Source organism: Vibrio nigripulchritudo ATCC 27043 (assembly GCF_000222685.1).
In the GTDB taxonomy this organism is placed as follows: Bacteria; Pseudomonadota; Gammaproteobacteria; order Enterobacterales; family Vibrionaceae; genus Vibrio; species Vibrio nigripulchritudo.
The window spans coordinates 1-2,318 of the sequence record NZ_AFWJ01000182.1 but is presented as its reverse complement, the minus strand read 5'-3'; the positions used below and the strand labels follow the sequence as shown (position 1 = coordinate 2,318).

General features: G+C 41.7%; 2 protein-coding genes. Both read right to left on the bottom strand.

Going from position 1 to position 2,318, the window contains the following annotated elements; genetic code table 11:
* Positions 1-141 precede the first annotated feature (141 nt).
* The gene (locus RH89_RS14530) at positions 142-1,542 is read right to left on the bottom strand and encodes an undecaprenyl-phosphate glucose phosphotransferase (protein ID WP_004403373.1); all 1,401 of its coding nucleotides are present in this window, start codon (positions 1,540-1,542) and stop codon (positions 142-144) included.
* Positions 1,543-1,850: 308 nt separating this feature from the next.
* A partial coding sequence (locus RH89_RS14525) for a LuxR C-terminal-related transcriptional regulator (RefSeq protein ID WP_004403372.1) occupies positions 1,851-2,318 on the bottom strand: 468 nt, incomplete at its 5' end.

Genomic DNA, 2,318 nt, shown 5'->3' with positions numbered 1-2,318 from the left:
AACCCAGGAGCAACTTCAATACCAGACTCTGTGACAAAAGGTTCAGCTGAGATTGGAGCAACGTTTGCCAACGCCATTATTCCCGACACAAGACATAAGGAACGTTTTACGGAATACTTCATAGTCTTACTGCTCTCTGCGTTAATAAGCTGCTTTGCCTGTGAACCCTTTAAATATAGTCAGAAATACGATCTTTAGATCCATGCCAAACGACCAATTCTGGATATACGCAAGGTCAAATTCGACACGTTTTTCCATCTTGTCAATGGTGTCTGTTTCGCCTCGGTAACCGTTCACCTGAGCCCAGCCAGTAATCCCCGGCTTCACTTTATGACGAAGCATGTAGCGATCGACTATTTGACGAAACTCTTCGTTATGGCTGACAGCGTGAGGTCTTGGACCAACGATAGACATTGAGCCCTGAAGAACATTAAAAAACTGAGGAAGTTCATCCAATGACGTACGGCGAATAAAAGAGCCGAAGCGAGTAACACGCGGATCGTTCTTCGTGGCTTGCTTAACTACCGCGCCGTTATCCATCACTTTCATTGAACGGAACTTCCAGACTTTGATCTTTCTTCCATCCAGACCATATCTGTCTTGCTTGAACAAAACAGGTCCCGGAGACGAAAGCTTAACGCCTAACGCTACGGCAAGAAGCACAGGCGATATCATCAGCAGAATGATGGAAGACAAAACGATGTCTTCAAGACGCTTGATCCACGAAGAGAAACCATTGAATGGCGTATCAAATACACTCAGTGTGTGAACATCACCGATGTGGTGCCATCTCGAGTGCAAAAGGTTATATGTGAAGAAATCAGGAACCAGATAGGTATTGGCGGTAGTGTCAGAAAAGCGAGCCAAGAAATCTGAGATTCGCTTGTTAGCATGAAGCGGCATCGCAATGTAGACGTGTTCGATTTCGCCTTTTTTTGCTCGCTCCAAAGCTTTCTCAACATTTCCTAGAATTTTGTAAGACGTCGATTTCTGCAGGCGCTCAGCGTTTCTTTCATCGTAAAAACCTTCCAAAACTACACCGTGTTGAGAGTTGCGCTCAATCTCGCGTGCCAACTTTAGTCCGTGTTCAGTCAAACCTATAATTACGGCCCGACGGGTATTGAACCCTTTTTTACGAAGGTTAAGTAATACGAAACGATAAACACATCGCCATAGCATTAGGATAACGGGTGCGACAACAAACCACGCACCAATAACGACACGTGAGAAATCGACACCTGTTTTTGTGAAGTAACCTAAAGCAAGAAGAATTACGGTTGCGACAAACCAAGGAAGGAGAGTCAGTTGGCACTGCTCCCGGAGCGTATTTGTACGCCATGATCGATAGAGGTTTGCACTTTCTGCGCACAGTAGATACGAGATAATCGCTATAACACCAATAAGGTTGTAATCACGATTAAACTCGCCTACATAAAGCAAGGTTAAAACAAAAAGGGAACCACCTATTATCCCAATATCAGCTAACCGAAATAAGAAAGCAAACTCAGTCTCATAAGAGCGGATCAAGCCCTTCTTTTCCATATCCATATCTGACCGATAGTTGTGTTGATTTAAAGTACACGCAATTGCGTACCTCTTTACTTATTAATTCACACCTAACCATTCAGACGAACATAGATACCTATATTATCTGTCACGTTAAGTGTAACCATAAAAGCCAGAAAGAGCTACGCGATTAGTTATTATGATTGATAATTCGGTAGATAATTTATCGAAAAATTGAAATTATTTAAGTGGTTAAAAGAATGATTTTAGTAGGCACTAAATTTAGTACTTCAATTCATCCTAAACTAGTGCCTATTTGTCATCGTTTTTAAGCAAGAAGGGCGTTACAGGTGTTTTTTAGCCCAAGCCATAGCTTGTAGGCGGTTCTTAACCTCAATTTTCTTGAAGATATTGTAGAGATGTGACTTGATAGTATGCTCACTTATGAATAACTTATCTGCGATTTCAATATTTGATTCGCCCGTCTTCAAAGTTTCCAGGATTTCTATTTCTCTACGGGTCAGGTCTACCTGAATAGCTTCATCTTCCATGTAACTTGAATCATTTTTTTGATAAAAGCTCAGCAATTGATTAATCACTTTTCTGGGTAACCAGTTTTCTCCCTGAGAAATGGATAACAATCCATTACATACGCTTTCTAAGTCGTCCCCTGCACCAAAACATCCGTGAAGTTTCTTCCACTTAACTAGCTCTTTAAATTCAATGTCTTGCTCGCTATTAAGCAAGACTACAGCCGCCAACTCTTCAGATTTAGCCAATACTGCGGCGATCCAATCAATGTTGTCCTTAAC